The organism is Methanosphaera sp. A6 (assembly GCF_001729395.1).
Taxonomy (GTDB): domain Archaea; phylum Methanobacteriota; class Methanobacteria; order Methanobacteriales; family Methanobacteriaceae; genus Methanosphaera; species Methanosphaera stadtmanae.
In genome coordinates this window covers 1-9,971 of the sequence record NZ_MAIF01000148.1, presented here as the reverse complement: position 1 = coordinate 9,971, position 9,971 = coordinate 1, and the positions used below count along the sequence as shown (strand labels likewise).

Below are 9,971 nucleotides of genomic sequence, written 5' to 3'. Positions count from 1 at the left end.
AATTTTCAATTTTATTTTTATTTCTCATAGTATTTATTATTACTATAACTATATTTTTTTTTAACTTTCTATTTTTAATGAAATATTTATAAATAAATTTTATTTTTCTAATTTTTATGTATGAAAATATGAAAATTAAATAAATATTATAATATAAGTAAGGTTATACTATTAATTATGTTATTAACTTTTTAATAAAAAATCTGGAGTGATTAACATGGAATTAAAAACAAAACATAACATAGGTATTAAAGATGCTATGACCTACAATGTTATAACAGCAACCAGCAGTTCATCAATATCTGATATAGCAACTATTATGACTAAACATGATATTAGTTCCGTGGTTATAGAAGATCAAGTGGTAGAGGGAATAGTTACAAGTAATGGTATTATTTCAAAAGTTGTATCTAAAAATATTTCACCACAAGATATTACTGCAGACATGGTTATGGAGAAATATGTTAGTGTAGGATTAGATACTTCTCTAATTGAAGCATCCTCTGCAATGATAAAAAATAATTGTAAAGTTCTTTTAGTAATAGAAGGTGATGTTTTAAAGGGTATATTAACACTAACAGACATTGTGAGAGTATCTCCTGAATTAATAGAGCTGTTTATTGAAGAAAAAAATCTGAATGGACTTTATTCTGATGATGTATACTCTAATGATTATGATGAACATCTAAGTGAGGGTGTTTGTGAAAAATGTGGTGTTTATGATCGATTACGGGACATTGATGGGGGATATCTATGCCCTGATTGTATAGATAATGAATCAGAAGAAGAAATGGATTAATTAATAAGATAACAAATTAAACAATACAGTGAGGTATTTATATGAAAAATAAACTTATAAACAAAATAGAAAGTTATGATAACTTAGATTTACAAACTAAAAAAGCAGAAACAGATGGAGACATAATGGACATAGCAGCTAAAGATGTTGTAACAGCACCACAAAGTTCATCCATAATTGAAATAGCAAATCTAATGAGTAAAAATGACTTTAGAAGAATACCAATTACAGACCCTGGTTCTGGAAAGTTATTAGGTATAGTAACAACAATGGATATTCTTGACTTCTTTGGTGGAGGAAAAAAATACAACATTATTACAGATAAACATAAAGGTAACTTCTTATCTGCAATAAATGCACCTATTAAAGAAATCATGACAGTAGGTGTAAAAACAATGACAAACACTGATACTATTGTTGATACAACAACACTAATGCTTGAAGAAGGAATTGGTGGACTTCCAATAATAAATAATGATGAAAAAATAGTTGGAATAGTAACAGAAGGAGATATTGTTAAAAAATTAGGTAAACTATGTGCTGATTTAGAAGTACAGGATATCATGGCAACTAATGTTATAACAACAACACCTGGAACTCCAATAGAAGGTATTGCAAAAATAATGGTAAGAAACTCATTAAGGAGAGTTCCAATAGTAGGGGAAGATCAGGAGTCTCAATCAAAAGAAGAAAAATTATTAGGATTTGTTACAGCATCAGACATACTTAAATACATAGGTGACCATAAATTATTTGCAAAATTATTCTCTAATGAAGGAGAAGATGTTGTTAAAGTAACAGCTGATCAATTAATGATTAAGGATGTAATTACAGTATCTAAATATGATAAATTAGGTTATGTTGCAGATTTAATGTTTGAATCAAATATTCGTGGGTTACCTGTAGTAGATGAAGATTCTGGAAAAATAATAGGAATAGTAACAATTCGTGATCTAATAAAAGCAGTTGTGCAATAGGTTAATAAAAAAAGAATTAATTTTTTTTCTTTTTTTTATTGTATATAAGAACAAGCTATTTATATTTAAATAATAAATAGTTATTAACATAATTTAAAAAAACTTAGGAGTTGATTACTTATGACAATTGATAAAGTAATGGCTAAAGACATAGTAACAGTTCGTAAAGATCAAACAGTTTCAGACGCTTTAAAACTAATGAGAAAACATAAAATTTCAAGATTACCTGCCATATCTTCAAAAACAAATGAATTAGTAGGAATTGTAACTGAAAAAGATATTGCTACAAAAATAGCTTCAGCAAAATATGAAGAAGTTCCTCTATCTCATATGAGAATTTCTACAATCATGACTGGTGATGTTATAACTGGGGCACCTTCTGATTCAAAAGTTAAAATACTCAAATTAATGGTTGATAATCATATTGGTGGAATACCTATTATTGATGACAATGATATAGTAGGTATGGTGACAAAAACAGACTTTTTAAGGAATGTGGATACAAAACCATATGATGAAACTCCTATAAAAGATATCATGACAAATCGTGTTATCACAGTAAGTCCTGATGACAGATTAGTACATGCAAGAAGATTAATGATTGACAATGATGTGGCAAGACTTGTTGTAGTTAACTCTGGATTAATAATGGGTATAATTACAGCTAAGGATATGGCTAAAACAATTGTTGAATTTAAAGAAAGAGTACCTGAAAAATATCAGCATACACAAATAAGAAACTTATTTGTTCAGGAAGTAATGTCTCAAACAATTGAAACAACTACAAAAGATGCAACAATAGCTCAAGTGGCAAATATAATGGTTTCAAAAGAATTTAGTGGAATGCCTGTATCTGATGATAAAAATAAAGTTCAAGGTATTGTTTCAAAATCTGATATTTTACGTTATGTCTATGATCACAGTAGAAAAAGAGGAAATTACTAATTTTTTCTCTTCTTTTTCTTTTAATACTTCTTATTTTTTTTAGAAATTATATCTAAATTATTATTTACTCTTTTTAAAATGACACTCAAGTACTATGTAAAAAGCATTACTTAATTAATTAACCTTTACATAAATAATAATTAATGAATAAAAATAAACAAGTTGGATATCTTGGTCCTGAAGGAACATTTTCACAACAAGCAGCATTATCTATTGTTGAGGATAATATGGAGATTATTCCGTATCCAAATATACTTAATATATTCGAATCTTTAGAAAAAAATGAAATTGATGAAGCAATAGTACCTATTGAAAATTCAACTGAGGGTTCAGTACTTGTAACATTAGATGCACTAGTATATTTTAATATAAAGATTAAAGGAGAGTTAGAATTACCTATTAATCATGATCTTCTAGTACAAAAGGGTAAAACTCTTAAGGATATATCTGTCATATGTTCTCATCAACAACCAATAGCACAGTGTAGACATTATATTAATAAGCTTGGTAAACAAGTTCATACAATGTCAAGTACAGCAAATGCTGCAAGATATGTTACTGAAATAGCTACTGCTGCAGTAATTGGAAATGAAATTTTATCTAAGAAATATGATCTTGAAATATTAGATGAAAATATTCAAGATTATCCAAATAATGTTACACGTTTTGTAATATTGGCAAATCATGACCAAAAAGAGTCAACAGGACATGATAAAACATCGATTATAATTTCATTAAATGGAGATAAGCCTGGAGGATTATGTGAGATTTTATATGAATTTGTTAAGGAAAATATAAATCTTACAAAAATTGAATCTAGGCCTTCAAAACAAGGTATGGGAAAATATTTATTTTTTATTGATATGGAAGGTCATCGTTTAGATTCTAATATAAGTAAAACATTAACTATAATTAAAAAGAAAGTTAAGATGTTTAAATTATTAGGTTCTTATAAAACTGTTGAGGGGGCATTAAAATAGTTCGAAGTAACTCTCGACATAATATTGAAAAGAAATTAAAATATTTGGAAGAGCAAAAAAATAAAGGTAATCTTTCTTTAGATGAATATGATACATTAAGAATAAGATATGAACGTAAATTGGGTAATATGGAAGCTGTAAGTAAACTTCAAGAAGCAAAAGGTTTTAAATCATCAAAAATTGAAGAATCTAGAAATAAAAAAGAAGAATTATATGATGATTTTGTGGATGGATATTCCTCAGTTAAAAATGAGGAATTCTCAGAAATCAGCAGTAAACAAATCTTTAGTAAAAGTACTAAAAGAATTTTATTAGTATTATTTGTATTATTAGCATTTGGTATTGGAATTTTTGCAGGAATATCTGCATTACACACAGTAGAAAATGAAACAGGTATTAACATAACCGTATCTGATTCAGCATTCAGTGCTAATGATACTGTTACTTCTATTAATGCCACACAGAGTAATAATACTACTCTACAAAAGAATACAGTCCAAAAATATCAGAAGATAAACACTTCAAAAGTTGTTAATAAGAAAAATACTAAGAAAGCAACTAATTCAAGTAGTAAAACCACATCTAAATCTAGTACATCTTCAAGTAATACTACTACATGATTTAGATTATAGGGAGTATATATTATGAAATGGGTTAAAACAATAATAACAATTATTTTATTAGTACTTGTCTGTGTCGCCATATATTATGGTGGACTTTTAGGACCTATAATGACTTCAGGAGAAACTTATGAAAAAAATGGTGTAACTTTTATTTATCCTGAGGGGTGGTCAGAAGCAAATAGTGTATCTGAAGGATCAATAGCGGCAGTAGCAAATCCAAAGGATGCTAATACATCAGTTGTAATACAACAAGTACCTCCAGAATTAGGGAATGATTTACAACAAGCATATAATACTAATAATCAAGGATTAACACAATATGGTAATTATATTAGAATTCAGGAAGCTTCTTCAACATTAAATAATAGATCTGTTCTAATTCACAGATATATTATAAATGAGCCTGATGGTACACAGAAAGAGCATGTGGCTACATGGATGAAAATGAGTGATGGTAAATTATATGTAGTACTTTTTTCTACACCAGTAGAATCATATGAATCTCAAAGATCAAATTATGATAAGATAGTACATAGTTTTAAATTAATAAAAGATAATGAGAATAAAAAGGGATTTTCTCTTAATTTATAATAAATATGGGGGATATATATGAAGATAATTCTTTGTGTTACTGGTAGTATTGCCGCAACTGAAGATTTAAAGTTAGTACATCAATTACAAAGACATGGTTTTGATGTTGAATGTTTCATGACAGATGATGCATGTGATATTATAACACCACTGTCTATGGAATTTGCAACAAAGAATCCTGTTGTAACAAAAATTACTGGTAATGTTGAACATGTAAAAAATGCACAAGCTGATTTAATACTTGTTGCACCAGCAACAGCAAATACAATAAGTAAATTTGCTTATAAAATAGCAGATACTTCAGTAACTACTCTTCTATTAACAGCCAGTGGTTATAAAACTCCAATATTATTTGTTCCATCAATGCATATTTCAATGTATCATGCAATAGAAGAAAATATTAATAAAATTAAAGAAAAACATCCAGAAGTTAGATTTATAGAACCTACTAATGAAGAAAGAAAAGCTAAGTTTCCAAGTAAACATGATATTGTTCTTGAAGTGGAAAGAATGGTTTCTGAAAATAAATTAGATGGAATGAATGTCGTTATAACTGCTGGTGGAACTTTTGAAGAAATTGATGCTATGCGTGGAATAACTAATAGAAGTTCTGGTAAGATGGGTGTTGAAATTGCAAAAGAAGCATATCGTCAAGGAGCTAATGTTACATTGATTTGTGGAATAACAAAAACACATATTCCTAAAACTTTTAGGAGGATCAATGTGGAATCATCACGTGAAATGGCTGAAGTTGTGAAAAAAGAGATTATAAATGCTGATATTTTCGTTTCAACAGCAGCTGTTTCTGATTTTGAAGTGGAAAATAAGAGTGATTTAAAATATTCATCAGACAATGATTTATCACTTAATCTTAGAAGATTACCTAAAATTTTAGAACAAGTAAGAGAAATTAATTCTAATATTTTTATTGTTGGATTTAAGGCTGAAGCTGGTTTGTCTGAGGGTGATTTAATTAAAAAGGCTACTAATAAAAAAAATCAATACGATGTTGATTTAATGGTGGCTAATGATATTCTTGTTGAAGGGGCTGGACCTGGATGTGAGGATAATGAGGTTTACTTAATTAGTGATGATGGTTGTGAGAAGTTATGTCTTGATTCTAAATGGCATATTTCTCAAAAAATAATTGATAGAATTTATAAATTAATATAAAAATCTATCATCTTTTTTTTAGAATGATTTTTTACAAATAAATGCAATATGATCCTTTTCATAAGGGTCAAGTTTTATTTCTTCTAAAACTTTTAGGCCACTTTCTTCAAGCTTTCTTTTTTCCTGTTTAAAAATTGTATTTGGATTCATTGTTACATCAATACTTCTTGCTTTAATCATTATAATTCCAGTTGCATCTTCCTTTGCAAACAGTCTGAAATTATCAATGAAAAGTTTTGTTTGTTGTGCTTGAGCCACATCACTATAGACAATATCAACTGATTCTAATAAGTGTTGGTAATTAAGGGGATGTGTAGCATCTTCAAGTAATGGTATTAAATTTTCTCTTTTTTGTGCAACTTCAATGAATTCTCTCATCATTGTTGGAGAAAATTCAACTGAATAAATTTTTCCTTCAGTACATATATCTGAAATATGTGAAGGAGTAGTTCCTGCAGAAGCTCCTAAATATAATACATTTGAATCTTTCTTAAATGGAAATATAGTAAGACCTTTAATAATACTTGCAGCTAGTTTTGATCTACGTGGATTCCATAATCTAAATTCTTTATCTTCATATGGTATGAGTTTTTCTTGATACACTTGTTTTGTAGGAGTTAGATTTACAGTAGCAATTTGATTATCTATTTGATATACATTTTCACCAATATTTTTTATCTGCATATAATATCAACTCCCTAATAGGAATATTCTCCTTTTCTTAATTTTTTCTTCCTATTTTTCTTTTTTTTACGTTCTTTACGATTTTTTTTACTTTTTTTACCTTTTTTATCCTTATTCTCTTTTTTCTTTTTTCTTTCGGGGAATGGATGATCCTTTTTTATTTTCTCAATTTTCTCATCAAGTTCAATCTTCAAATTAGCATCATAATCATTACTAAATGCATCTTTTCTTGCTGCAATAGTAATTTTAGCAGCTACAGCACGGGCTAATTTTCCACGTATCCACCAATTTGAACCACGAATACTTGGATGTTGGAAGATTAATCCATGTTTGGGTGGATTTTCTCCAGTTTTCAAATGTCTAAATGTTGCCTTTTCAGCACCAATAATTTGAACAGTACTTGATGGTAATTTAGCAAGTTGTTCTAATCCATTCATATGTGCAATTAATTTAGCTGCAAGGTTAGCACCTGCAACATCATATAAATTAGGAGCTACTTCTTTTATCTTATTCTGGATAAATTCTTCAAGAGTATTCTTTGTCTGATATAATGAATAAATTGATGTAGCAAATTCTTTAATTATTGATAAATCTTCTTCAGTCATTTCAACATCGTTACTATCTAGTATTTCAATCTGTGTATTTTCAATTAAAGAACTATTTTTAATATTTTCACGTGTTGTTTCTAAAGCAATGATTTTAGAATATAATTCATGATTATGAATCTTATCTAACTCTGGAACATATGTTATTGTCCATTCTCTTAAACGTTCAATTAATTTACCTGTAGTTTCTTCTATTTCTTCAAGTGAATTTATTGTTTCTACGATCATTACATCATTAGTTTTAATAGATTCTCTAATTTTATCTTTAGCTATTTGGGTATATGTATTATTTAAATTTCTACGTACATCAACCTTTTTTAGCTCGGGAATATCTGTTAAAATCTCTTCTAAATTGTTTCTTATGTATTTTCCAGTTTTTGTTGTATTTTCTGTAATGATTTTATTATACTGATTTAAGTGTGAATATATACTTCGAGCCTTACTAGTTTCTATTACAATTTCATCATAATATAAACCAACTGATTCAATTAACTCTACTTCTTCTTGTAATAATTGTTTTTTCTGTATTTCTAGTAGTTTTTCAACTTGTTTTTTTTCAAAAACTCTGTAGTCAATTATTTCATTATCTTGATTCGTAGCTATAAATCCGAAACTTGTAGTTGTAATATAGCATTTCATGTATAATACTTTTAATTTTCTATATTTATTAATGTTAACAACTTGTCATAACAATAAACTATTTTTAATTTATAAGCATGAAAATACAGAAATAAATATAAGATATTATAAATTATTTTTTTATTATAAAATAAAAAATTAGTAGGAAAGTAGAAATGTTAGAACAAGAAATTTTAGGAATGAAACTATCTAATCCTCTATTTTTAGCAGCAGGAATTCTTGGAACAACAGCTAGTTCAATGAAAATGGTTGCAAGAGCTGGTGCTGGAGGTATTGTAACAAAGTCATTTAGTATAGAAGCAAATGATGGATATGATAATCCTACCATTGTAAAGATTGAAGGTGGGGTTATAAACTCAGTAGGGCTTGCAAGTCCTGGAGTTGAGGCTAAAAAAGAAGAACTCAAAGATTTAAATGAAATTCGTGATAAAACACCAGTAATAGCCTCAATATATGGTGATAGTGAGGAAGTATTCTCTGATGTTGCAAATCAGACAAAGGATTATGTTGATGCATTTGAATTAAATGTATCTTGTCCACATGCAAAATGTGGTTTTGGATCAAATATTGGGGAAAATCCTGAATTAACACATGATATTGTAAGTAGTGTTAAAGATAATATAAAAGATGTACCAATCATAGTTAAATTAACACCAAATGTAACAGATATTACAGAAATTGCAAAGGCAGCAGAGGATGCTGGGGCTGATGCATTAACTCTTATAAATAGTGTGGGGCCAGGTCTTAGAATAGATTATAAAACAGCAAGACCAATACTAAATAATGTATTTGGAGGAATTGCTGGTCCTATGATAAAACCAATAGCTCTTAAATGTGTATATAAAACATATGAAACTGTTGATATTCCATTATTTGGTGTGGGTGGAATAAGAACATATAAAGATGCATTAGAATTTTTATATGCAGGTGCAAGCCTACTTCAAATTGGAACATCAATTATGTATGAAGGACCAGAAATATTTAAAAATATAACACATGATCTTTCAAATTTCTTAGAAGAAAATGGTTATAAAAATGTGGAAGAGATTATAGGATTATCTCATAACTTAGGATAGGTGAAAAGTTTATGATTGAAAATGTTTATGATGATGAAGTTCCAAATGTCGTTGAAATAAAAGAAACAATTATTGAAACACCAACAGTAAAAACATTTATATTTCCATGGAATATAACAGATGATATTCATCCTGGACAATTTGTTATGGTATGGGATTTACATAATGAAAAACCAATGACAATCTCCATTATTGATAGGGAAAATAATCTTATGGGAATAACTATTCGTAAAGCAGGACCATTTACGGAAAATATGTATGATAATATGGATGTGGGTGATTTAATTGGTATTAGAGGACCTTATGGTCATGGATATGAACTGGATGGTTATAAAAAAGTACTAGCTGTGGGTGGAGGATCAGGTATAGCTTCTCTTGCACCTTTAACTTCATTTTATGATAATGTGGAGTTAATATCAGCATCAAGTTGTGCTGATGAACTGGTATTTAATAAAAGATTTGATTCTGATGTTGTAGTACATAAGTGTACTGATGATGGAAGTTGTGGATTTAAAGGTTTCAGTACACAACTTGCAGAGGAATTGTTACAAACTGGGGAATATGATGTTATTGTTGGTTGTGGTCCAGAAATAATGTCCTATAAATTGTATGAATTAAGTATTAAATACGATGTTGATTGTCAATTAGCACTTGATAGATATATGAAATGTGGTCTTGGTATATGTGGGCAGTGTTGTATTGATGATACAGGACTTAGAGTATGTGTGGAAGGTCCTGTTTTTAATAAGAATCAATTAAGAGAACTTGGAGAATTTGGTAAGTATCGTCGTGATGCTTCAGGAAGTATTGTTAAATACTAATTTTTTTATTATTTTTTTTTTATTTATCTTTAGTATAAGTTATAAGTTATTTGTTTTA

Annotated in this window: 11 protein-coding genes; 9 read left to right on the top strand and 2 right to left on the bottom strand. The window is 28.4% G+C overall.

The features are described 5' to 3' along the window. Positions 1-217 precede the first annotated feature (217 nt). The 7 genes from A9758_RS06210 to coaBC all read left to right on the top strand — a co-directional run bounded on the left by A9758_RS06210 (position 218) and on the right by coaBC (position 6,088). The gene (locus A9758_RS06210) at positions 218-799 is read left to right on the top strand and encodes a cyclic nucleotide-binding/CBS domain-containing protein (RefSeq protein WP_011407000.1); all 582 of its coding nucleotides are present in this window, start codon (positions 218-220) and stop codon (positions 797-799) included. A 41-nt stretch (positions 800-840) separates the two neighbouring features. Beyond that, a complete protein-coding gene (locus tag A9758_RS06205) occupies positions 841-1,776 on the top strand; it encodes a CBS domain-containing protein (RefSeq protein WP_011406999.1) in 936 nt (311 codons plus the stop codon). Positions 1,777-1,896: 120 nt separating this feature from the next. After that, entirely contained in the window at positions 1,897-2,721 is an 825-nt protein-coding gene (locus A9758_RS06200) for a CBS domain-containing protein (RefSeq protein ID WP_011406998.1), read from the top strand. A gap of 143 nt (positions 2,722-2,864) precedes the next feature. Then, entirely contained in the window at positions 2,865-3,701 is an 837-nt protein-coding gene (pheA, locus tag A9758_RS06195) for a prephenate dehydratase (protein ID WP_011406997.1), read from the top strand. A gap of 44 nt (positions 3,702-3,745) precedes the next feature. Further along, positions 3,746-4,321, top strand: coding sequence for a hypothetical protein (locus tag A9758_RS06190; RefSeq protein WP_011406996.1), 576 nt, complete (start codon positions 3,746-3,748; stop codon positions 4,319-4,321). Between the two features lie 24 nt (positions 4,322-4,345). Beyond that, positions 4,346-4,915, top strand: a complete 570-nt coding sequence (locus A9758_RS06185) for a PsbP-related protein (RefSeq protein WP_011406995.1) — start codon at positions 4,346-4,348, stop codon at positions 4,913-4,915. A gap of 18 nt (positions 4,916-4,933) precedes the next feature. Continuing rightward, positions 4,934-6,088 carry a bifunctional phosphopantothenoylcysteine decarboxylase/phosphopantothenate--cysteine ligase CoaBC gene (gene coaBC, locus A9758_RS06180; RefSeq protein WP_011406994.1) on the top strand — a complete coding sequence of 385 codons (1,155 nt, stop codon included), beginning with the start codon at positions 4,934-4,936 and terminating at the stop codon, positions 6,086-6,088. Between the two features lie 18 nt (positions 6,089-6,106). Here the strand turns inward: coaBC and A9758_RS06175 are convergent, their stop codons facing one another. Both A9758_RS06175 and A9758_RS06170 read right to left on the bottom strand, forming a co-directional pair. Beyond that, complete coding sequence (locus tag A9758_RS06175; RefSeq protein WP_011406993.1) at positions 6,107-6,772, bottom strand: fibrillarin-like rRNA/tRNA 2'-O-methyltransferase; 666 nt, start codon at positions 6,770-6,772, stop codon at positions 6,107-6,109. 14 nt (positions 6,773-6,786) lie between these two features. After that, complete coding sequence (locus A9758_RS06170) at positions 6,787-8,016, bottom strand: NOP5/NOP56 family protein (protein ID WP_011406992.1); 1,230 nt, start codon at positions 8,014-8,016, stop codon at positions 6,787-6,789. A gap of 155 nt (positions 8,017-8,171) precedes the next feature. Here A9758_RS06170 and A9758_RS06165 point away from each other — a divergent pair, with 155 nt between their 5' ends. After that, positions 8,172-9,092: a dihydroorotate dehydrogenase gene (locus A9758_RS06165; RefSeq protein ID WP_011406991.1), complete on the top strand. Its 921-nt coding sequence runs from the start codon at positions 8,172-8,174 to the stop codon at positions 9,090-9,092. 11 nt (positions 9,093-9,103) lie between these two features. Then, entirely contained in the window at positions 9,104-9,913 is an 810-nt protein-coding gene (locus A9758_RS06160; protein ID WP_011406990.1) for a dihydroorotate dehydrogenase electron transfer subunit, read from the top strand. The last annotated feature ends 58 nt before the right edge of the window (positions 9,914-9,971 follow it).

Excerpts from the sequence above, each read along its gene's own strand:
- A9758_RS06160 (WP_011406990.1), top strand. The coding sequence starts at position 9,104 with ATGATTGAAAATGTTTATGATGATGAAGTTCCAAATGTCGTTGAAATA.
- A9758_RS06205 (WP_011406999.1), top strand. The coding sequence starts at position 841 with ATGAAAAATAAACTTATAAACAAAATAGAAAGTTATGATAACTTAGAT.
- A9758_RS06200 (WP_011406998.1), top strand. The coding sequence starts at position 1,897 with ATGACAATTGATAAAGTAATGGCTAAAGACATAGTAACAGTTCGTAAA.
- A9758_RS06175 (WP_011406993.1), bottom strand. The coding sequence starts at position 6,772 with ATGCAGATAAAAAATATTGGTGAAAATGTATATCAAATAGATAATCAA.
- A9758_RS06170 (WP_011406992.1), bottom strand. The coding sequence starts at position 8,016 with ATGAAATGCTATATTACAACTACAAGTTTCGGATTTATAGCTACGAAT.
- pheA (WP_011406997.1), top strand. The coding sequence starts at position 2,865 with ATGAATAAAAATAAACAAGTTGGATATCTTGGTCCTGAAGGAACATTT.
- coaBC (WP_011406994.1), top strand. The coding sequence starts at position 4,934 with ATGAAGATAATTCTTTGTGTTACTGGTAGTATTGCCGCAACTGAAGAT.
- A9758_RS06165 (WP_011406991.1), top strand. The coding sequence starts at position 8,172 with ATGTTAGAACAAGAAATTTTAGGAATGAAACTATCTAATCCTCTATTT.
- A9758_RS06210 (WP_011407000.1), top strand. The coding sequence starts at position 218 with ATGGAATTAAAAACAAAACATAACATAGGTATTAAAGATGCTATGACC.
- A9758_RS06185 (WP_011406995.1), top strand. The coding sequence starts at position 4,346 with ATGAAATGGGTTAAAACAATAATAACAATTATTTTATTAGTACTTGTC.